The sequence below is a fragment of the Novosphingobium endophyticum genome (assembly GCF_014640675.1).
GTDB lineage: Bacteria > Pseudomonadota > Alphaproteobacteria > Sphingomonadales > Sphingomonadaceae > Novosphingobium > Novosphingobium endophyticum.
Window position 1 is genome coordinate 177907 of sequence record NZ_BMHK01000003.1, and the last position, 19603, is coordinate 197509.

General features: G+C 65.6%; 17 protein-coding genes and 1 riboswitch. Of the genes, 16 read left to right on the forward strand and 1 reads right to left on the reverse strand.

Annotated features, from left to right (window positions below):
* Positions 1-144: 144 nt before the first annotated feature.
* The 9 genes from IEX32_RS03635 (at position 145) to cobJ (ending at position 13077) form a co-directional block, all read left to right on the forward strand.
* Entirely contained in the window at positions 145-2286 is a 2142-nt protein-coding gene (locus IEX32_RS03635) for a TonB-dependent receptor (RefSeq protein WP_229735864.1), read from the forward strand.
* A complete protein-coding gene (locus IEX32_RS03640; RefSeq protein WP_308421019.1) occupies positions 2232-3848 on the forward strand; it encodes a PepSY domain-containing protein in 1617 nt (538 codons plus the stop codon). The genes IEX32_RS03635 and IEX32_RS03640 overlap by 55 nt, the downstream gene beginning before the upstream one ends.
* Positions 3845-4891, forward strand: a complete 1047-nt coding sequence (locus tag IEX32_RS03645) for a HoxN/HupN/NixA family nickel/cobalt transporter (protein WP_188768499.1) — start codon at positions 3845-3847, stop codon at positions 4889-4891. The genes IEX32_RS03640 and IEX32_RS03645 overlap by 4 nt, the downstream gene beginning before the upstream one ends.
* Before the next feature lie 185 nt (positions 4892-5076).
* Positions 5077-5303: riboswitch (cobalamin riboswitch) on the forward strand.
* 182 nt (positions 5304-5485) lie between these two features.
* Positions 5486-6523 (forward strand): cobalamin biosynthesis protein CobW, encoded by a 1038-nt coding sequence (cobW, locus tag IEX32_RS03650; protein ID WP_188768500.1) that lies wholly within the window; start codon positions 5486-5488, stop codon positions 6521-6523.
* A 9-nt stretch (positions 6524-6532) separates the two neighbouring features.
* Entirely contained in the window at positions 6533-9814 is a 3282-nt protein-coding gene (cobN, locus tag IEX32_RS03655) for a cobaltochelatase subunit CobN (RefSeq protein WP_188768501.1), read from the forward strand.
* The gene (gene cobG, locus IEX32_RS03660; RefSeq protein WP_188768503.1) at positions 9811-10941 is read left to right on the forward strand and encodes a precorrin-3B synthase; all 1131 of its coding nucleotides are present in this window, start codon (positions 9811-9813) and stop codon (positions 10939-10941) included. The genes cobN and cobG overlap by 4 nt, the downstream gene beginning before the upstream one ends.
* A complete protein-coding gene (locus IEX32_RS03665) occupies positions 10941-11570 on the forward strand; it encodes a precorrin-8X methylmutase (protein ID WP_188768504.1) in 630 nt (209 codons plus the stop codon). The genes cobG and IEX32_RS03665 overlap by 1 nt, the downstream gene beginning before the upstream one ends.
* Positions 11567-12304: a precorrin-2 C(20)-methyltransferase gene (gene cobI / locus IEX32_RS03670; protein WP_188768506.1), complete on the forward strand. Its 738-nt coding sequence runs from the start codon at positions 11567-11569 to the stop codon at positions 12302-12304. Before IEX32_RS03665 ends, cobI begins: the two co-directional genes overlap by 4 nt.
* Positions 12301-13077, forward strand: a complete 777-nt coding sequence (cobJ, locus tag IEX32_RS03675) for a precorrin-3B C(17)-methyltransferase (protein WP_188768508.1) — start codon at positions 12301-12303, stop codon at positions 13075-13077. The genes cobI and cobJ overlap by 4 nt, the downstream gene beginning before the upstream one ends.
* Here cobJ and IEX32_RS03680 read toward each other — a convergent pair.
* Positions 13041-13802 carry a cobalt-precorrin-6A reductase gene (locus IEX32_RS03680; protein WP_188768509.1) on the reverse strand — a complete coding sequence of 254 codons (762 nt, stop codon included), beginning with the start codon at positions 13800-13802 and terminating at the stop codon, positions 13041-13043. The two genes, cobJ and IEX32_RS03680, sit on opposite strands and share 37 nt — an antisense overlap.
* Here IEX32_RS03680 and cbiE point away from each other — a divergent pair.
* The 7 genes from cbiE to bluB are packed head-to-tail and all read left to right on the forward strand — an operon-like array spanning position 13801 to position 19499.
* Positions 13801-15009 carry a precorrin-6y C5,15-methyltransferase (decarboxylating) subunit CbiE gene (cbiE, locus tag IEX32_RS03685; RefSeq protein WP_188768510.1) on the forward strand — a complete coding sequence of 403 codons (1209 nt, stop codon included), beginning with the start codon at positions 13801-13803 and terminating at the stop codon, positions 15007-15009. The genes IEX32_RS03680 and cbiE overlap by 2 nt on opposite strands.
* Positions 14991-15371, forward strand: a complete 381-nt coding sequence (locus tag IEX32_RS03690; RefSeq protein ID WP_229735866.1) for a cobalamin biosynthesis protein — start codon at positions 14991-14993, stop codon at positions 15369-15371. Before cbiE ends, IEX32_RS03690 begins: the two co-directional genes overlap by 19 nt.
* On the forward strand, positions 15368-16153 hold the full coding sequence (gene cobM, locus IEX32_RS03695; RefSeq protein WP_188768511.1) for a precorrin-4 C(11)-methyltransferase: 786 nt from the start codon (positions 15368-15370) through the stop codon (positions 16151-16153). The genes IEX32_RS03690 and cobM overlap by 4 nt, the downstream gene beginning before the upstream one ends.
* On the forward strand, positions 16150-17478 hold the full coding sequence (locus IEX32_RS03700; RefSeq protein ID WP_188768512.1) for a cobyrinic acid a,c-diamide synthase CobB: 1329 nt from the start codon (positions 16150-16152) through the stop codon (positions 17476-17478). The genes cobM and IEX32_RS03700 overlap by 4 nt, the downstream gene beginning before the upstream one ends.
* Positions 17475-18239, forward strand: coding sequence for a precorrin-6A synthase (deacetylating) (gene cobF / locus IEX32_RS03705; RefSeq protein WP_188768513.1), 765 nt, complete (start codon positions 17475-17477; stop codon positions 18237-18239). The genes IEX32_RS03700 and cobF overlap by 4 nt, the downstream gene beginning before the upstream one ends.
* Positions 18229-18855 (forward strand): cob(I)yrinic acid a,c-diamide adenosyltransferase, encoded by a 627-nt coding sequence (cobO, locus tag IEX32_RS03710; protein WP_188768514.1) that lies wholly within the window; start codon positions 18229-18231, stop codon positions 18853-18855. The genes cobF and cobO overlap by 11 nt, the downstream gene beginning before the upstream one ends.
* Positions 18852-19499, forward strand: a complete 648-nt coding sequence (gene bluB / locus IEX32_RS03715; protein WP_188768572.1) for a 5,6-dimethylbenzimidazole synthase — start codon at positions 18852-18854, stop codon at positions 19497-19499. The genes cobO and bluB overlap by 4 nt, the downstream gene beginning before the upstream one ends.
* The last annotated feature ends 104 nt before the right edge of the window (positions 19500-19603 follow it).

Here is a 19603-nt window from a genome sequence, read left to right on the forward strand (position 1 = left end):
GGTGAACTCCGTCTGAGCGACGAACGAGCGGCTGGGGCCGCATCGGAGACGTGCGTCGGTCGCCCATGGCGTCCGGCCGCCGCGCGTGTCGCCCGTTCGCGCGGGTTTGCCCCGGCCACGTCGCAAGACGCCGGGGTACTATTCGTGATCAAGACCATCCTTACCAGCAGTGCGCTTGCCGCACTTGTTTTGCCGACTCTCGGCTATGCCGAAGATGCGTCCGAGGCAGCCGACAGGTCCGATATCCTGGTGCTCGGCACCCGCACCGATGAGGCCGAAGTGCCCACGCAAACAGGTAGCCGCCTCGGCCTCACCATTCTGGAGACGCCCGCCAGTGTCGAAACCCTTGCCGGTGACGTAATCCGTGCGCGCGGCGACCTCTCGATCGTCGATGCCGTCACACGGGCAACGGGTATCAGTTCTGTCGCCAATCCCGGCAACGGCGGCACCGGCCTTGCCGCACGAGGCTTCAGCGGACAGGGCTCCGTGATGCAGCTTTATGACGGTGTGCGCCTATATCCGGGCGCAGGCACCGTCACCTTCCCAACCGATCCCTGGACGGTGGAGCGTATCGAAGTGCTGCGCGGCCCGGCCTCGGTACTCTATGGTCAGGGTGCGATCGGCGGCGCGGTCAACGTCATTTCCAAGAAGCCGAACAGCGACCGCACCGAGTTCGAGGCGGAAGCGGGATATGGTTCGCAGAACAGCTGGCGCATCGCGGCAGGTCTGGGCGGCCCGGTGAACGAACTGATCGCCTACCGCTTGGATATCAGCCGCACACAATCGGATGGCTGGGTCGATCGCGGAAACTCGGAAGGGATGGCGATCTCAAGTTCCGTACAACTGCGCCCCACCGATACGCTGACCCTGACGTTATCAAACGATTACAGCGACCAGAAGCCGATGCGCTATTTCGGAACGCCGCTAATCGACGGCGAGCTGGACGAACGCAACAAGCGCCGGAACTACAATGTCACCGACGCGCTGATGCGCTTCAAGGACAACCGGACGACCCTCCGGGCGGAGTGGGCGCCGAGCGATTCCGTCCGTGTTCGCGGCACCGCCTACCGCCTGACCACGCATCGCAAGTGGCGCAATCTGGAGAGCTATTTCTGGAATGGCGCCACGGGGAAGATCGACCGGTTCGATTTTTTCGGAATCGATCACGATCAGACGCAGATCGGCGCGCAGACCGATGTGACACTCCGCAGCTACTGGGGCGGTGTGAAGAACGAATTGCTGGTCGGCTTCGACGTCAACGGCATCAAGTTCAGGCATTCGAACGACTTCGATTCCGATCCGCCGCCGCCCGGTTTCTCAGAGCCGGTCGATCCCTACAGCTTCGGTCCGGGCCTCTATTACAATACGTTCGGCGTGCGCCCCCAATATCGCACCCAGACCCGTCAATATTCGCTCTTTGCCGAGGATCGCCTGACGATCAGCGATCAATTGTCGGTATCCGCTGGGATCAATTTCGATCATGCCAATGTGAAGCGCTATGTCACGAGCCATGGCGCCGGCGGCTCGACGACCGAGGCGTTGCGGCTCGACAAGACCTTGCACAACGTCACCTGGCGGGTGGGAGCGGTCTACCAGCCTGCTCCGGCCATCTCGATCTATGGCCAATATGCCACCGCGGTCGATCCGCTGGGCTCCTTGATCACCTTCTCCGTCGGCCAGGCGGCATTCAAGAACACCACTGGCGATCAGGTCGAAGCAGGCGTCAAGGCCAGGTTCCTCGGCGGGCGCGGGCTGGCAACCATCGCCGCCTACCGGATCGTCAAAAAGAACCTTCTCGCGACGGTTCCCGGCAGCCTTCCGCCGAGGCAGGATCAGGTGGGCCAGCGTTCGGCGAAGGGACTGGAGGCGTCGTTGACGCTGGACCTTGCTGGCGGTTTCGGGATCGAGGCGAACGGCACGGTACTTGACGCGCGATTCGATCAGTTCCTGACCGGAGGCACGTCGTTCAATGGCAAAACGCCGCCCAAGGTGCCGGAGGCCGCCGCCAATCTGTGGCTACGTTACGACGTGACGGCGCGTTTCCAGACGCGCCTGGGCCTGCGCTATGTCGGCAAGACCTGGTCCGACAACGCCAACCAGTTCCGGGTGCCCGGCTACGCAGTGGTGGATGGCGGCATCTCGTTCGCGATGACGAAGAATGTCGCGGCCAACCTGCGGGTCTACAATCTGTTCGACAAGGCCTACGCGACCACCACCTACAATGACGAACAATGGCTGCTCGGGCGGCCACGCTCGATCGACGTTTCGGTCAGCGCGCGGTTCTGACAATGCACGGCGTCACGATTGCGATGACGATGTCACGCCCGCGCCGGCAGGGTAGCATGCTGCGCGGGCTGCTTGCGCTGCACCGGTGGATGGGCGTCATCATCGGCGTTGTGATGACGCTCTGGTGCCTCACCGGGTTCGTGATGCTTTACGTCGATTATCCCAGGATGCTGCCGGCCGAGCAGTTGCGGGGTCTGTCTCCCCTGCGTGTGCCGGTCGGCAGCAGTCTGGCGGTGATTCCTCTGAGGTCCGATGCCGCGTTGGCCTCGGCCCGGCTGGAAATGGTCGCGGGCAAACCCGTGCTGCGGGTCGTGCCTAAAAAGGGGGATGGCCGCGCGATCTCACAGATGCGCGCCTCGCCGCAGAGCTACGATCTCGAGTCTGGCGCCCCGCTGGCGCCGTTTTCCCGCGAAGGCCTCGCCAAGGTCGGCCTGGAATTCGGGCGCAACTTCGGGATTGATGGAGCTGTGGCGGCAATAACGCCGATTTCCGTCGATCAATGGACCGTCCAGGCCTTTCGCGCCAACCGGCCGCTTTACCGGGTCGATTATGACGACGCTGCGGGATCGACGGCCTATATCGCTGGGCTGACCGGCGAAGTCGTTCAGGAAACGACCCGTTTCGAGCGCTTCTGGGGTTGGCTGGGCGCCGTGCCACACTGGCTTTATCCGACCATGCTGCGCCAGAACCCCGCCGCCTGGAGCCAGGTCGTCATCTGGACGTCGCTCATCGGCTGCTTCCTGACCGTAACCGGGATCTGGATCGGCATTTGCCGATTAAGACGGAGCGCGGATGGAACGATCGGTTCGCCTTATCGCGGCCTGTGGTGGTGGCATCATATGGCAGGACTGATCTTTGGCCTGCTCACACTCACCTGGGTCGGGAGCGGCCTGTTCTCGATGAGTCCCTGGGGATTGTTCGACAGCGACGCCGGCCGCATCGAGCGTCAGCGCCTAGCGGGGCCGCTGCACTGGGCTGACGTGCAAGGCGCGCTGGCCAATATGCACCAGCTCCCCAGCGATACCGTCCGTGTGGAAAGCGCGCCGCTCGGAGGCAGAATGGCGCTTGTCGCTGTTACCGCCGATGGGGGCATGGTGCGAATGAACCGTTCGGGCAGGCCCGCGATCCTGACCAGAGCGGAAGTCGCGGCAGCATTGCACGGGGGCCCTCGCGTCGCGTCGCTTGTCCTGCTGTCCGAGGGCGACAGCTATTACTACGCACACAAAGGGCCGGTGCGATTGCCCGTGTGGCGCGCTGTGCTGGCCGATCCTCAAGTCACGCGCCTCTATATCGACGCGGTATCCGGCGCCTTGCTGCGTGCGGTGGATGGCACGGGACGCGCCGAGCGCTGGTTGTGGAATGCGCCGCACAGCTTCGATGTGCCCGGCCTGCGCCAGGGGCCTTTGCGGCACATCATCATCCTGCCCTTGCTAGCGGTTGTCACGCTGGTCTGCGCGACCGGAGCCTGGATGGGCATGCGCAAGCTTGGCCGCGACATGCGGCGTATCCGGCGGTGGATGCGTCGCCATCCTTTTTTCCTTCGCTCACGGAGTCTGTCATGATCCCATTTGCCGCATCGGCTTCCCGATCTTTGCGCCGACGGATCGGTCTCTTGTCCGCTGGATTGGTCGCTGCAAACATTGCCGTGTGGATCTGGGCGTTCAGCCTGCTTCACGACCAGCCATTGATGCTGGGCACTGCTTTGCTCGCCTGGGGTCTTGGTCTGCGTCACGCGGTCGATGCCGATCATATTGCAGCTATCGACAATGTAACCCGCAAGCTGATGCAGGATGGGAAGCGGCCCATCGCCGTGGGTTTCTGGTTCGCGGTCGGACATTCGTCGATCGTCATGGTCGCCGCGGTCGCAATCGCGCTCGCTGCAAGCGCGCTTGCGCAATTCGAATCGTTCAAACACATCGGTGGCGTTATCGCGACGACTGTCTCCGCACTGTTCCTGTTCACGATTGCGGCGATGAACCTCGTGATCCTCAGGTCCGTGTGGAAGACGTTCGCGCATGTCCGCGCGGGCGGCGACTACGTCGATGAAGATCTTGACCTGCTGCTGGGCTCGCGCGGACTGCTCTCCAGGCTGTTCAGGCCGATATTTCGTCTCGTGAACAAGAGCTGGCATATGGCCCCGCTGGGTTTCCTGTTCGGCCTCGGCTTCGACACGGCGACGGAAGTCGCCATTCTCGGTCTGTCCGCCAGCCAGGCCGCGAACGGGCTATCGATCGAAACGATCCTTGTCCTGCCGATGCTGTTTGCCGTCGGTATGGCCCTGGTCGATACGGCCGACGGGGTGGTGATGCTGGGCGCATATGAATGGGCTTTCGTGAAGCCCATCCGCAAACTCTATTACAATATCACGATCACCCTGATTTCGGCTGTCGTGGCCATCGTCATTGGCGGGATCGAAACACTCGCGCTAATCGGCGACAAGCTTGGCCTTACCGGTACGCCGTGGCGGGTCGCCGCTGAACTGGGTGAGAATTTCAACAACCTCGGCTTCGCTATCATCGGACTTTTCATATTCTGTTGGCTGGCAAGTTTTGCGATCTACCGCTGGAAGCGTTTCGATGAAATCGAGGTCTCGGTCGTTACCTGACCGGTCGCGCCTGTCAGCCAACGACAGGGCAAGGAAACGCTCGGCATCACGTCCCGCGAGCGAATACGTTGGGGCCAGGACGGCCGCTTGGCCAAATCGTGACGTGAAGAGAATCAAGCGACAACATCAATTGGCTTGTCTTCCGTTTTCGTCTAGGGCGCCCGGTGAAGGAACGGGGGAACCCGCCCTTCGATGATCGCGCCGGTGCCCCGCAAGGGGCTTAATCGGGAATGCGGTGCGGGAGCTTGCTCCCAAATCCGCGGCTGTCCCTGCAACTGTAAGCGGATAGCGCGATGCACATGCTCCTGAACGCAGGGGCAGCCACTGGACAGCGCATCGGCGCAAGTCTGGGAAGGCGTGCATCAAGCTGTGACCCGCGAGCCAGGAGACCTGCCGGCGCACCGGTCGCTCTTGCCTGATCCAGGGGATGATCACGGCACGGTAACTCTCCGTCTGAGCGACGAAGCTGTGTGGCTGGGGCTGCACGGTCGCGTGGTAACGGGTGCTTTCGGCGCGCCCGCCCGTCGTCGCGCGGCGACCGGACATGTCCGGCAAGCCCCGCTGTGTCTCGCTCCGGCGCGCGGGGGAATTGCCATGTCCGACCTGTCCAAGGTACCGGTCACGATCATTACCGGCTTTCTGGGCGCCGGGAAAACCACGCTCATCAGCCATCTGATCCGCAATGCCGACGGTCGCAGGCTGGCGGTGGTGGTCAATGAATTCGGCACGCTGGGGGTGGATGGCGACATTCTGCAATCCTGCGCCATTCCCGGTTGCCCGGCGGAAAACATGGTCGAGCTGGCCAATGGCTGCATCTGCTGCACCGTGGCGGACGATTTCATCCCCACGGTCGAGAAGCTGCTCGCACTCGACCCGCGCCCGGATCACATCCTGATCGAGACATCGGGCCTGGCGCTTCCCAAGCCGCTGCTCAAGGCGTTCGACTGGCCTGCGATCCGCAGCCGGATCACGGTGGACGGCGTCCTGGCGCTGGCCGATGCCGAGGCCGTTGCGGCAGGACGGTTCGCACCTGACGTGGCCGCGCTCGATGCGCAGCGCGCTACCGATCCGAACATCGACCATGAAACGCCGCTGTCGGAGGTGTTCGAGGATCAACTCGCCTGCGCCGATATGATTCTGCTCACCAAGGTCGATCTGGCCGGCCCCGAGGGCGTCGCCGCCGCGCGCGCCATCATCTCGGCTGAAGCGCCGCGCTCTGTGCCGGTCATCGAACTCACCGAAGGCGTGGTCGATCCGCAGATCATCCTGGGCCTTGATGCCGCTGCCGAGGACGACATCGCAGCCCGCCCATCACACCATGATGGTGATGACGATCACGAGCATGACGATTTCAACAGCACCGTCATCGAATGGGACGAGATCGCCGACCCCGCAGCCCTTGTCGCGCGGATCGAAACGCTGGCCGGCGATCACAATATTCTGCGCGTGAAAGGCTATGCCGCCGTTGCCGGCAAGCCGATGCGGCTGCTGGTGCAGGCGGTGGGTGCGCGGGTGCGCCACCAGTACGACCGCCCGTGGCGCCCTGACGAGGCGCGGCGCACCACGCTCGTCGCCATCGCCGAGCACGATCATATCGATGTCGACGCCATTCGCGCGGTGCTGCTGGGCTAGGCGCGCGCCATGCATGTCATCTTCCGCGAAACCCACGGGATGGAGGAAACGGCCGTCCCGCAGGATCTGGGGCAAGAGCCTGCGGATCTGGTGGTCCTGTCCTTTTCGGACAGCGACCTCGGGGCATTTGCGGCGGCATGGCATCAGGCCCGCGCGGCCGATGCGGCATTTCCATCCCTGAGGATCGCCAATCTGGCGGCGCTTATGCATCCGCTATCGGTTGACACTTATGTCGAGCGGACGCTGTCCGGCGCGAAGGCGATCCTGATCCGGCTCATCGGCGGTACGCCCTATTGGAGTTACGGGCTGCAACAGGTTGAGGCTCTGGCCCGATCACACGCCATCGCGCTGGCCGTGCTGCCCGGCGACGGCTGGGAGGACGCGCGGCTGGATGCGGTTTCGACCGTCCCCGTGCCTGCGTTACGAGAACTTGCGCGGCTGTGTGATGCGGGAGGCGCAGGGGCGGCGCAGGCGGCGCTTGCCGAACTGGCACGGCTGGCAGGGCTGACCGATACGCCTGCCCAAGGTTGCAAGCCGCTGCCTGCGGCGGGTGGCTGGCATCCCGACCATGGCGTGGTCGATCCCGATGCCTTCGCGCGCAATACCGGACGGCCGCTGGTCCTGATCATATTCTATCGGTCTTACCTGACCGCCCAAGATCTGGACCCATTTGCTGCCCTCCATGCCGCGTTCGACCGGCGCGGCTTTGATGCGCTGTCGATCTTCGTGCCATCGCTGAAAGCCCCGCAGATACGCGATCAGGTGGACCATTGGGTGCGCGGCCTTGGCCCTACGGCGATCGTCAATGCCACGGCCTTTTCCGCACGCGGCGAGGACGGCGATACCCCACTCGATGGCGCGGGCGTTCCGGTGTTTCAACTGGCGCTGGCTACGTCCGGCCGCGCGGCCTGGGTTGCGGCATCGCGCGGGCTTTCCCCGGCAGACCTCGCCATGCACGTGGTGCTGCCCGAAATTGACGGCCGGGTCTTTGCGGGCGTCGCCAGTTTCAAGGAAGCGGGGACGCGCGATCCCGCCCTTGAATTTGCCCGCAACGTCCATCGCGCCGATCCCGACCGAATCGAAGCGATAGCCGCGCGGGTGACTGGTTGGGCCGCGCTCGCCCAAAGACCGGTTGCCAAGCGGCGCATCGCTCTGGTCCTGTCGACTTATCCCGGCAAGGCATACCAGATGGCCCACGCCGTAGGGCTGGATACGCTCGCCTCCGTCGAGGCGATCCTGACCGACCTCGCGCAAGCAGGATATGCCACGGATGATCAGACCGATCTGACGATGCGCCTTGAGAGTGAGCATCTGCAATGGCCGCTGGTCGAGTATCGCAAGGCTTTGGAGGCATTGCCCGACGCCTTGCGCGCCGATCTTTCCGCCTCGTGGGGCGAGCCGGACGCCGACGTGACGGTCGTCGATGGCGCTTTCCGTTTTGCCGCTATCGCTGTCGGCAATACGCTGGTGGCCCTGCAGCCCGAACGTGGCGACAGGACCAGCCGCGACGGGGACTATCACGATCTCTCCCGCTGTCCGCGACATGGCTACGTCGCCTTCTACCTCTGGCTCCGCGCAAGGGGTGTGGACGCATTGGTCCATGTCGGCGCGCACGGCACCCTGGAGTGGCTGCCGGGCAAGTCGGTAGCCCTTTCCGGCGCTTGCTGGCCCGAAGCGCTGACCGGCGCGATGCCGGTGATCTATCCGTTCATCGTCAACGATCCCGGAGAGGCCGCGCAGGCCAAGCGCCGCATCGGCGCCGTCACCATCGGGCACGTTCCGCCGCCATTGGTGCAAAGCGAAGGCGGTGCGGGGTTGACCCGGATCGAGGCGCTGCTGGATGAATTCTCCAATGCCGACGGGCTGGACCCCGCCCGCCGCGACCGGTTGCAAGAGACCATTCGCGAGGAAGCGCAAACACTGGGGCTGGAGTCCGAACTGGGCCTTGACGGCGCGGCCACGCTGGTCGAGGCGATCACCCGGATCGACCGTTTTGTTTGCGATGTGAAGGCGAGCCAGTTCGGTGACGGCCTGCATGTCTTTGGCCGGGGCGATCAGGGCGCGGCAGAGCGGGCCGGATTGCTGGCGGCGCTGGACGGACGGCGTGTAGCCCCCGGACCTTCCGGTTCGCCGTTTCGCGGCCGCAGCGACGTGTTGCCGACAGGGCGCAACCTCTATGCCATAGACCCGCGAGCGGTGCCGTCGCGCGCCGCTTACGCGCAAGGGGTCACACTGGCGGAAGAACTTATCCGCCGACACCTGCAGGATCATGGCAACTATCCGCGCGGGCTTGTGGTCGATCTCTGGGGATCGGCCACCATGCGCACGGCGGGCGAGGAGTTCGCCATGGCGCTGCACCTCCTGGGCGCGAAACCGCTGTGGGACATGGCATCCGAACGGGTGACGGGCATCGAAATCCTGCCGCTTGCGCTGCTCGACCGGCCACGTATCGACGTGACTTTGCGTGTTTCCGGCCTGTTCCGCGATGCCTTCCCCACGTTGCCCATGCTGTTCGGACAGGCGGTGCGCGCGTTATGTGAACGGGACGAACCGGCCGACTGGAACCCGTTTGCGGGGCAGTCGGCCGCCCCGCGCGTCTATGGCCCGGCACCGGGCAGTTACGGCCTGGGTCTTGGCTATGCGGCTGAGGTCTATACCGATGCGGCCCGGCGCGCTGCAGGCGAGGCGTGGCTGACGGCATCGGACCATGCGTTCGACGCGGCCTCCGATGCGACGGGGGGCATTGCCGACCCGGAGGGTCTGCGCCGGCGCGTGGACGGGGCCGACGCCTTTGTCCATCTTCAGGACTTGCCCGAAACCGACCTGCTGCTCGCCGCCGACTATGCCGCGCACGAGGCGGGCTTTGCCGCTGCCAAGGCGCTCTCGGGCGGGACGGCAGCGCTCTATCACCTCGACAATCGCGACCTGGCCCGCCCGATGGCGCGTACCCTGACCGAAGAAATCGCCCGCGTCGTCCGCGCACGCGCCGCCCATCCCGGCTGGGTCGCGGGCATGATGCGCCATGGTTTTCGCGGGGGCGCGGAGCTGGCCGCGACGCTGGACCATATGGGCGCCTTTGCGCACCTTTCGGGCAGCATACCGCCGCATCTGTTCGACCTCTATCATGATGCGACGCTGGGGCGTGCCGATGTTCGCGCCTTTCTGGAGCGCGAGAATCCGGCTGCGCTGGCAGCGATGGAGGCCCGCTTCGCCGCGCTCCATGCCGCTGGGCTCTGGCAGACCCGGCGCAATTCCATCCTCGCCAGTCTGCCTATGGGTGACGGGGCATGAACGGCGCTACGGTAAGAGGGTGGTGTCCCGATGCCTGGCACCCGATGATGGCGGGCGATGGCCTGTTGGTCCGGGTCAAACCACGGCTTGGCCGCCTGACGCGCGAGCAGGTACTGGGCCTGTGCGACACAGCCATGGCGCATGGCAATGGCCTGATCGACATGACGAGCCGAGCCAATCTCCAGATTCGGGGAGTGCGTGAAAACGGCTGGCGATCGCTGCTCGACCGATTGCTGGCGCTGGATCTGCTGGATGCCAACCCCGCCATCGAAAAGCGACGCAACATTCTGGTCGCGCCGGACTGGCGGGTTGGAGATGACACCCACCGCATTGCGGGCGAGTTGCTGACCCGGCTGGGTGAGTTGCCCGATCTGCCGGGCAAGGCGGGGTTTGTCATCGATGCTGGTCAGGCTTGCGTCCTGCGCGATGAGGCGGGCGATTTTCGGGTGGAGCGGTGCGAAGATGGCGGCCTGATCTTGCGGGCCGATGGCCGCCGCGCCGGTGCTGCGATCGAGGCAGGCAAGGAAGTGGAAGCCTTGATCGCGCTCGCACACTGGTTCGCGGCTAGTGGCGGCGCGGATGCGGGGCGTATGTCCCGGCACGAGATTGACCTGCCCGATTTGTTCGAGGGCGACATTTTGCCCGCGCCGTCCGCTGCCTGCATCTCGCCGGGTCGGCATGATCTGGGCATGGCCCATGGTCTGCCGTTCGGCCGGGTAGAAGCGCGGGTACTGGTCGAGATCATCGAAACATCGTCAGCCAAGGCTGCTCGGATCACGCCCTGGCGCGTACTGTTGCTGGAAGGTGCGCCCCCCGTGAGCGCCGAGGGGTTGCTCAGCGATCCCGCCGATCCGCTGCTGCATGTCGATGCCTGCCCCGGCGCGCCGGGCTGCCCCCAAGCCTCGGTCGAAACCCGCGATCTCGCCCGGCGCCTTGCCCCGCATATCGACGGACGGCTCCATGTTTCGGGCTGCGCAAAGGGCTGTGCCCGCCTGCGCGCGGCCGATGTCACGCTGACCGGCCGGGATGGCCTGTTCGATCTTTCCCGGAACGCGCCCGCTGGTGCGCATGCCGTTTGCTCCGCGCTCAGCCCAGCCGAGCTTCTCGCCCATTTCGGAGCCGCCTGATGCCCCATGTCTATGAAACTGATGGCGCAGCCATTTATCGCCAGTCGTTCGCCACGATCCGTGCCGAAGCCGATCTGCTGCGCTTTTCGGCTAACGAGGAGCCGGTGGCGGTGCGGATGATCCATGCCGCCGGGATGGTGGAACTGGCAGAGCATATCCGCTTCTCGGCCGGTTTCGCGACGCTTGCGCGTGTGGCGCTCTCCGATGGCGCCCCGATCCTTTGCGATGCCCGAATGGTGTCGGAAGGGGTCACGCGCGCGCGCCTGTCCGCCGCAAATCCGATAATCTGCACTTTGGGCGACCCCCAGGTGCCGGACATGGCGCGGACGATAGGAAACACTCGTTCCGCCGCCGCGCTGGAACTGTGGCGGCCGCATCTGGCCGGGGCCGTGGTTGCTATCGGCAACGCGCCGACAGCGCTCTTCCATCTGCTCGATATGCTTGAGGATCCCCATTGCCCGCGCCCTGCGGTAATCATCGGCTGTCCGGTGGGCTTCGTCGGGGCGGCCGAATCCAAGGCCGCGCTGTGGGCCGCGCTGCCGGTGCCCTGCTGCATCGTCGAGGGGCGGTTGGGCGGCAGTGCGATTACGGTGGCCGCGCTCAACGCTCTGGCGAGCCGCACCGAATGACCGCGCCGGTGTCTTGCGGCACGATCCATGGCGTCGGGCTTGGCCCCGGGGCCCCCGATCTTTTGAGCGTGCGCGCCGACCGGCTGGTGCGCGGCGCCCGGCATGTCGCCTATTTCCGCAAGGCCGGGCGACCGGGACAGGCACGGCGGATTGCCGATGGCATGCTGCGTGCCGACGTGATCGAAATCCCGATGGAATATCCGGTGACGACCGAGGTCCCGGTACGCGATCCCCGTTACAACGCCCGTCTTTCAGCATTCTACGCTGAATGCACCAAACGATTGGTCGCGCTGGCGCAGGCGGGCGAGGATGTTGTCGTGCTGTGCGAGGGCGACCCGTTTTTCTACGGCTCGTTCATGCACCTCCATGCCCGGTTGTCGGGCGTCGTGCCGATCAATGTGGTCCCCGGCATTACGGGCATGGCCGGGGCGTGGAACGCGACCGGTCTTCCTATCACCTGGGGAGATGACGTGCTGACCGTGGCGATGGCCACCCTGCCTGAGGACGAACTGGCCCGGCGTATTCGCGATACCGACGCGCTGGTAGTGATGAAGATCGGGCGTAACCTGCCCAAATTGCGCCGGGCGGTGGTAGCGGCCGGGCGCGAAGATGCGGCATGGCTAGTCGAATATGCCGCCATGCCGGGCCAGCGCGTAACTCGGCTGGCCGAGGCGGAGAGCGTCACGCCCTATTTCTCCATCCTGCTGATCCACGGCCAGGGGCGCAGACCATGATCGGCGGAGAGGATGGCGGCTGGCTTACCGTCGCCGGTTTGGGACCAGGCAGCGAGGCGCTGATAACGCCCGAGGTCAACGCCGCTCTGAACGAGGCGAGCGATGTCATCGGTTATATTCCCTATGTCGCCCGTGTTGGCTCGCGCGCGGGATTAACTCTCCACCCTTCCGACAACCGGGTGGAGCTGGATCGCGCCGCACATGCGCTGGAACTGGCGGCGCAGGGACGGCGGGTGGTCGTGGTATCCTCCGGAGATCCCGGCGTTTTCGCGATGGCCGCCGCCATATTCGAGGCGCTGGAGGCTGGCCCGGCCCGCTGGCGCGATCTCGACATAAGGGTTCTGCCCGGGATCACCGCCATGCTGGCCGCCAGCGCGCGGGCCGGGGCGCCGCTGGGCCATGATTTTTGCGCGATCAACCTGTCGGACAATCTCAAACCGTGGTCCCTGATCGAAAGGCGGTTGCGACTGGCGGCGGAGGCGGACTTTGCCATGGCCTTCTACAACCCGAGGTCCAGGACGCGGTCCGAAGGTTTCGCGCGCGTGCTGGAACTACTGCGCGAGGTCTGCGGTCCGGAACGCCCGGTTCTGTTCGCCCGCGCCGTATCAACGCCGGACGAGCAATTGCGGTTCGTGCCCCTTGGTCAGGCCTGCGCAGACATGGCCGATATGCGGACCATGGTGATCGTCGGATCGAGCCTTACCCGGATCATCGAACGGGCGGCTGGCCCGATCCTCTACACGCCGCGTTCGGCACCGTGCCTGGCGTCATGACCGAGCCACGCGAGCACATCCTCCGGGTGAAAGATCTCGGCCCGATCGGGAATGGCGGGACGATCGATCATCAGGATCGACAGGCCAAGATTCCGCGCGGCGATCAGCTTGGCATCGGCACCGTTTCCGCCAGCGTTCTTGCACACCACCAGATCGATGGCGTGGATCTGCATCAGTTGGCTGTCGCCCGCGGCGGTGAATGGTCCGCGATCCACGATCAGGCTGTGATGGGGCAGGGAAGGCGGCTGTTCGGACGCATCGACGAAACGCAGCAGATAGTGGTGCTGCGGCTGGGCGGCGAAGGCTTCCACATGCATCCGTCCCAGCGCCAGCATGACCCGGCGGGCGGGCCCTGCCAGAGCGGCGACCGCGCTGTCGATATCGGCAACACGGGTCCAGCGATCCCCGGCGACCGGTTTCCAGGCCGGGCGGGTCAGCGCGATATGGGCTACGCCCGCCAGTCGCGCCGCCTCTATCGCATGGCTGCTCATCGTTGCGGCGAAGGGGTGGGTCGCGTCCACCAGATGGGTCACGCGATGGGCACGCAGATAATCCGCCAGCCCGGCAACCCCGCCGAATCCGCCGACGCGCACCGGTACCGGCTGGGGACGGGGATTTTCCGTCCGTCCGGCATAGCTGAAGGTAGTCGCGATGCTGTGCGCCGCCAGCAGGCGGGCGAGCATGCTCGCCTCGGTCGTGCCGCCCAGCAGGAGGACATGTCGCATGGCTGATACGGCTCCCCTGACATGGTTGACGATTATCGGCATCGGCGAGGACGGGCCAGAGGGCCTTTCCGCCGCGAGCCGGGCGGCGCTGGCGCGGGCCGAACTGGTCATGGGATCGGCTCGGCACCTCTCGCTGCTGCCCGCGATTAACTGCCCCGCGATCGAATGGCCAGTGCCCTTTGCCGAAGGGCTCGCCCACCTGATCGCGCATCGCGGGCGGCGCGTGGTGGTGTTGGCGTCTGGCGATCCGTTCTGGTTTGGCGCGGGGACCAGCATTACGCGCCTTCTCGATCCGGACGAATGGGTGGCCCATGCGGCGCCGTCAACCTTCACGCTGGCTGCCGCGCGGTTGGGCTGGCCGCTTCAGGATGTAGCCTGCCTCGGCCTGCATGCCGCGCCAGTGGAGCGGCTTAGGCCCCATCTTGCGCCGGGCCGGTGTGTGCTGGCACTGCTGCGTGATGGCGAGGCGGTAGCCGCGCTCGCCCAATATCTGACGCGACAGGGGTTCGGTCCCTCGGTGCTTCATGTAATGGAAGCGCTGGGCGGTCTACGCGAACGGATGCGCTGCGTGACCGCCGATGCACTGTCCTTCACCGACATTGCCCATCCGGTTGCGGTGGGGATTGATTGTGCCGGGCACGGTGCATCGTTGCCCCTGACCGTGGGCCGTCCGGACGAATGGTTCGCATCCGACGGGCAGATCACCAAGAGCCCGGTCCGCGCCATCACGCTATCGGCGCTGGCTCCACGTCCCGGCGAACTGCTGTGGGATATCGGTGCAGGGTCAGGATCGATAGGGATCGAATGGGGTCTGGCCCACTCTGCCAACCGGGCCTGCGCGATAGAGGCCGATCCGGTGCGTGCCGAGCGTGCGCGTGCCAACGCCGCCGCGCTGGGCGTTGATCGTCTGGATATCCTCATCGGGACCGCGCCGGATGACTTGCCATCGGGGCCGTTACCCGACGCTGTGTTCATCGGCGGCGGATTGTCGGACGCATTGCTGGAAACACTGTGGGCGCGTTTGCCCCGCGGAACGCGCCTGGTCGCCAACGCAGTGACACTGGAATCGGAAGCACTTCTGACCCGGTGGCACGACCAAAAGGGCGGCAGTCTTCTCCGCATCGAACTGGCCGATGCCGCGCCGCTTGGACGCCGACACGGCTGGCGCGCGCGCTATCCCGTGGTGCAATGGAGCGTGGCGCTGTGATCGTCGCGGGCTTCGGTTTCCGGTCGGGCGTCAGCCTGTCGTCGCTGCGTGAAGTGTTCGCGCTGGCGGGGCAGGGACACCCCCCGGTCACTCATCTTGCCACGGCGCAGGACAAGGTTGCGGCACTGGCCCCTCTGGCTCAAGCGCTGGGCCTGCCGCTGACGGGCGTGACGCCCGAGGCCCTGGCCGCCGTTCCGACCGCCACGCGCTCCGTTGCCAGTCTGACAGCGCGCGGCGTCGGCAGCGTCGCGGAGGCATCCGCCGTTGCCGCCGCTGGCGCGGGCGCCCGGTTGCTGACGCCGCGCCGCATCTCCTCAGATCGCATGGCGACCTGCGCCATTGCCCAAGGAGTCCCGACATGACCGTCCATTTCATCGGCGCCGGCCCCGGCGCGCCCGACCTTTTGACCCTGCGCGGGCGCGACCTGATCGCGGCCAGCCCGGTGTGCCTTTATGCCGGGTCGCTGATCCCGGTCGACGTGCTTGACCACTGCCCGCCGGGCGCCCGGATCATCAACACCGCTCCGATGGGACTGGACGAGATCATGGCCGAGATCGCTGCGGCCCATGCGGCCGGGCACGATGTGGCGCGGCTGCATTCAGGCGACCTGTCGGTCTGGTCGGCGATGGGCGAACAACTTCGCCGACTGCGGGCGATGGACATTCCCGTCACGATAACGCCCGGCGTCCCGGCCTTTGCCGCCGCCGCCGCCGCGCTGGAGGCGGAACTGACCCTTCCCGAACTGGCGCAATCGCTGGTGCTGACCCGTACGCCGGGCCGTGCCAGCACCATGCCGCCCGCCGAAAGCCTGACCAATTTTGGTGCGACGGGCGCAACGCTCGCCATTCACTTGTCGATACACAACCTGGCGCAGGTGGTGGCGGACCTGATGCCGGCCTATGGCGCGGATTGCCCCGTCGCCGTGGTGTGGAGGGCGAGCTGGCCCGACCAGCGGATCGTCCGCGCTACGCTCGAAACCATCGAGCAGGCTGTTGCCGACAGCATGGAGCGCACCGCCTTGATCCTCGTCGGGCGGGTGCTGGAGGCGCGGGATTTTGCCGAGAGCAGCCTTTACGCCCCCGGTTATGATCGCCGCTTTCGGCCGCAGGACGCCGCTTCGCGCTTTGCGGGGGCATCCGAATGAGCGCGCCCAGCTCGACCTCAGGATTGATGATCGCCGCCCCGGCGTCAGGCACAGGCAAGACCACGGTGATGCTGGGCCTGCTCCGCGCGCTCACCGAGGACGGACTGGCGGTGCAGCCGTTCAAGAGCGGACCGGACTATATCGACCCCGCCTTTCACCGCGCCGCCTGTGGCCGGGCATCGTTCAATCTCGATAGCTGGGCGATGAATGCCGGCCTGCTCGATGCCATCGCTGACGAGGCCGCGGGCGCAGACATGGTGCTCGCCGAAGGGTCGATGGGGCTGTTTGACGGCGTGGCCAGCAAGGGTGCCGTGGGCAATGGCGCCAGCGCCGACATGGCCCGCCGGATGGGTTGGCCCATCGTACTGGTGCTGGACGTGTCCGGACAGGCGCAGTCCGCCGCGGCCACCGCGCTGGGGTTCAGGAGCCTCGATCCGGACTTGCCGTTTGCCGGGGTTATACTCAACCGCGTGGCGAGCCCGCGCCATGAACGGCTGGTGCGCAAGGGGCTGGAAGCCGCGGGTATCCCGGTGCTGGGGGCATTGCCAAGGCACGGCGACCTGACCCTGCCGGAGCGCCATCTGGGGCTGGTTCAGGCGGCAGAGCATCCCGACCTCGATCGCGCGATTGCCGACTACGCCGCGTTCCTGCGCGCCTATGCCGATCTTGACGCCGTCCGCCGTGCCGCCGGTGCTAAGGGGGACGAACCGAAACTGGACGACGGGAGGCTGCCTGCTCCTCCCGCTCAGCGCATCGCCATGGCCCGCGATGCGGCCTTTTCGTTCATCTATCCGCACCTGCTCGAAGGATGGCGGCGCGCGGGTGCGGAGTTGCTCCCGTTCTCGCCACTGGCCGATGAAGCACCCGCCGGCCATGCCGATCTCGTCTGGCTGCCCGGCGGCTACCCCGAACTGCACGCCGGGACCATCGCCGCCGCCGCGACATTCCTGTCCGGCCTGCGCCGCCATGCCGAGACGCGGCCCGTCCATGGCGAATGCGGCGGCTATATGGTGCTGGGCGAGGCGTTGATCGACAAGGGCGGTGAGCGGCACAGGATGGCCGGACTGCTCGGGCTGGTCACCAGCCATGCCCAGCGCAAGATGCACCTTGGCTATCGTCATGCCGAACTGCTGGTGCCGGTATCGGGCCTTGCCGCCGGGACCAGGCTGCGTGGTCATGAATTCCACTATTCGACCATTGTCGAGCAAAACGATCCGCCGCTGGCGTACGTGACCGATGCCGATGGCGCGGCGGTTGCCGAAGCCGGATCGCATCGCGGCCATGTGACCGGCACTTATTTTCACATGATCGCGCCTGTCCGATGATCGACCTCCACCTCATCGGTATTGGCACGGGCAACCCCGATCACCTGACCGCGCAGGCCGTGGCGGCGATGAACCATGCCGACCTGATCCTGCTGCCTCGCAAGGGCAGCGCCAAGTCCGACCTCATCGATCTGCGGCGGGACATCTGCGCGCGGGTGCTGACGGGGCCGACGCGGATCGTGGAATTCGACCTGCCGGTTCGGGACGCGAGTGGGACTTATCTGGGGGCGGTCAATTCCTGGCATGATGCCATCGCTGATGCGTGGAACGCGCAGGTCACCGAGCATCTGCCTGACGGCGGCAAGCTGGCACTGCTCGTCTGGGGCGACCCTTCGCTTTACGACAGCACCCTGCGGATCGCCGGCCGGCTGAAGCGCTGGGGTATGGAAATCGCCGTCCGGGTAGTGCCGGGCATCACCAGCATTCAGGCATTGACCGCCGCCCATGCCATTCCATTGAACCCGCTGGCCGGGCCAGTCACGATCACTACCGGCCGAATGCTGCGCGAGCATGGTTGGCCCAAGGGGGCGCACACGATCGTCGTCATGCTCGACGGCGGTTGCGCTTTTGAGGTGCTGGAGCCGCAGGGCATCACCATCTGGTGGGGGGCCTATCTGGGCATGGCGCATGAAGCACTGGAACGGGGCGCGCTGGCTGACGCTGGCCCCCGGATCGCTACGCGCCGCGCCGATCTCCGCGCACGCCATGGCTGGATCATGGATGTCTATCTCATGCGAAAGGAGCAAACCGATGGAGCTTGAAAGCGAAGTACAAGTGGCAGACAGCGACGCCCGCCACGCTGAAAAGATGCGCAAGAAGCAGACTGCGCAGGCCAAGATCATGGCCAGCAAGACCCGAGAAAAAGGCCTGCTGGTCGTCCACACCGGCAAGGGCAAGGGCAAGACCAGCGCGGCGCTCGGCATGGTGATCCGCGCCATCGGCCACGGCATGAAGGTGGGCGTGGTGCAGTTCGTCAAAGGGGCGATGAAGACCGGCGAGAAGACCGTGTTCGACGCCTTTCCCGACAATGTCGAATTCAAGCCGATGGGTGATGGCTTCACATGGAACACGCAGGACCGCACGGGCGACATAGCGGCTGCACGTGCCGGCTGGGACGAGGTGAAGCGCATGATCGCCGATCCGGCCTATCACATGGTGCTGGCCGACGAACTGAACATCGTTCTGCGTTATGACTATCTGCCGCTCGACGAAGTGCTGGCGGTCCTCACCGCACGTGATGAGATGAAGCACGTCATCGTCACCGGCCGCAACGCACCCGAGGCCCTGATCGAGGCGGCCGACCTCGTCACCGAGATGACCATGGTCAAGCATCCCTTCCGCTCGGGCGTGAAGGCGCAAGCAGGGATCGAATTCTGAGTTCGGCGCCTGCCACATTCGATGACGAGTTCGCGGCGCGGTTCAACGAGCTGCTGCGCTGGCGCCGCGATGTCCGCCATTTCGACTGCCGCGCCGTGACCGAAGAGGACATGCGCGCGATGCTGGCCTCCGCCTCCTTCGCGCCTTCGGTCGGCAATGCCCAGCCTTGGCGGTTCGTGCGCCTGCGCTCGCCCGGTATCCGCGATGCGCTTGCCGCCCATGTCGAAGAGCAGAACGCGCATGCGGCCGAGCACTATGCTGGGCAGGAACGGTATGAGCACTACCAGTCGCTCAAGTTGCACGGATTGCGCGATGCACCTGAACTGATGGCGGTGTTTTGCGACGAACATCCCCAGGCCGGATATGGCCTCGGCATCGCCACCATGCCCGAAATGCTGCGCTATTCCTGCGTGCTGGCGATCCACAATCTGTGGCTGGCTGCGCGGCTGCGCGGCATTGGCCTGGGCTGGGTGTCGATCCTTGATCCATCCACCGTCAAGGCCATGCTGGACGTGCCCGTCCACTGGTCGCTGATCGCGCTGCTGTGCATCGGCTACCCGGTCGAGGAATGCGACACACCCGAACTGGAACGGTGTGGCTGGCAGCCCCGCGAGCCATGGAGCGACCGGGTGTTCGAACGATGACCTCAATCGAACGACCAGAAAACCATACCGATACCGGTAGAGGATGGTCCCGCCATCGTGGCCTGCAACACCTGTTGCCACAGCGCGGACGAGCGTGAAGAAGC

Excerpts from the sequence above, each read along its gene's own strand:
- cobW (WP_188768500.1), top strand. The coding sequence starts at position 5,486 with ATGTCCGACCTGTCCAAGGTACCGGTCACGATCATTACCGGCTTTCTG.
- IEX32_RS03665 (WP_188768504.1), top strand. The coding sequence starts at position 10,941 with ATGCCCCATGTCTATGAAACTGATGGCGCAGCCATTTATCGCCAGTCG.
- cobI (WP_188768506.1), top strand. The coding sequence starts at position 11,567 with ATGACCGCGCCGGTGTCTTGCGGCACGATCCATGGCGTCGGGCTTGGC.
- cobO (WP_188768514.1), top strand. The coding sequence starts at position 18,229 with ATGGAGCTTGAAAGCGAAGTACAAGTGGCAGACAGCGACGCCCGCCAC.
- IEX32_RS03700 (WP_188768512.1), top strand. The coding sequence starts at position 16,150 with ATGAGCGCGCCCAGCTCGACCTCAGGATTGATGATCGCCGCCCCGGCG.
- cobM (WP_188768511.1), top strand. The coding sequence starts at position 15,368 with ATGACCGTCCATTTCATCGGCGCCGGCCCCGGCGCGCCCGACCTTTTG.
- cobN (WP_188768501.1), top strand. The coding sequence starts at position 6,533 with ATGCATGTCATCTTCCGCGAAACCCACGGGATGGAGGAAACGGCCGTC.
- cbiE (WP_188768510.1), top strand. The coding sequence starts at position 13,801 with ATGGCTGATACGGCTCCCCTGACATGGTTGACGATTATCGGCATCGGC.
- IEX32_RS03645 (WP_188768499.1), top strand. The coding sequence starts at position 3,845 with ATGATCCCATTTGCCGCATCGGCTTCCCGATCTTTGCGCCGACGGATC.
- cobG (WP_188768503.1), top strand. The coding sequence starts at position 9,811 with ATGAACGGCGCTACGGTAAGAGGGTGGTGTCCCGATGCCTGGCACCCG.
- cobF (WP_188768513.1), top strand. The coding sequence starts at position 17,475 with ATGATCGACCTCCACCTCATCGGTATTGGCACGGGCAACCCCGATCAC.
- cobJ (WP_188768508.1), top strand. The coding sequence starts at position 12,301 with ATGATCGGCGGAGAGGATGGCGGCTGGCTTACCGTCGCCGGTTTGGGA.
- IEX32_RS03680 (WP_188768509.1), bottom strand. The coding sequence starts at position 13,802 with ATGCGACATGTCCTCCTGCTGGGCGGCACGACCGAGGCGAGCATGCTC.
- IEX32_RS03690 (WP_229735866.1), top strand. The coding sequence starts at position 14,991 with ATGGAGCGTGGCGCTGTGATCGTCGCGGGCTTCGGTTTCCGGTCGGGC.
- IEX32_RS03640 (WP_308421019.1), top strand. The coding sequence starts at position 2,232 with ATGGCTGCTCGGGCGGCCACGCTCGATCGACGTTTCGGTCAGCGCGCG.